Below are 645 nucleotides of genomic sequence, written 5' to 3' on the forward strand. Positions count from 1 at the left end.
ATGTTGTGGCGGGATCACCTGAGCTGGTCTGACCCTCAAAGCAACTGACCGTGGTGTCCTTCGCCGGATCTGTCGTCCGGTCCGGGTGTCCCCGCGTGCACGTCACCAGGCGGGCGGAAGTGACCTGATAGGAGCCTGTCACCACAGGACCCATCTCTGTTCTGTCCGCCCCGCCCGGCCCGGTGCGTGCCGTCCCAGCCAGGTCTCAGCGAGCAAGGACGACAGGTCTCAGAATGCCCCATCAGCACGCCCGCACCCACATCACGGTGTTCGGCGGGGTCGACACCCATACCGACACTCACCACGCCGCCGCACTCGACCACCACGGCCAGGTCCTGGGCGACGCCGAGTTCCCCGCCACCCCCGAGGGCTGCACACAACTGCTCGACTGGCTATCCGGCTTCGGCCCCGTCGCCACAGCCGGCGTCGAAGGCACCGGCTCCTACGGCAAACAGCTCGCCACCCTGCTGCGCCGCAACAACATCACGGTCCGCGAAGTCTCCCGGCCCAACCGGCGAACACGCCGCAACCACGGCAAATCCGACGTCATCGACGCCATCAACGCCGCCCGCACCGCCCTGTCCGGCGACGGCACCGCCACACCCAAAACCGCCGCGGGACCCGTCGAGTCCATCCGCGTCCTGC

The 645-nt window shown here is 68.4% G+C and carries 1 protein-coding gene; it reads left to right on the top strand.

The features are described 5' to 3' along the window. Positions 1-233: 233 nt before the first annotated feature. Positions 234-645: IS110 family transposase (locus tag LFM09_RS50115; RefSeq protein WP_414103737.1), on the top strand; the 412-nt coding region annotated here is incomplete at its 3' end.

Source organism: Lentzea alba (assembly GCF_047445655.1).
Classification (GTDB): domain Bacteria; phylum Actinomycetota; class Actinomycetes; order Mycobacteriales; family Pseudonocardiaceae; genus Lentzea; species Lentzea alba_A.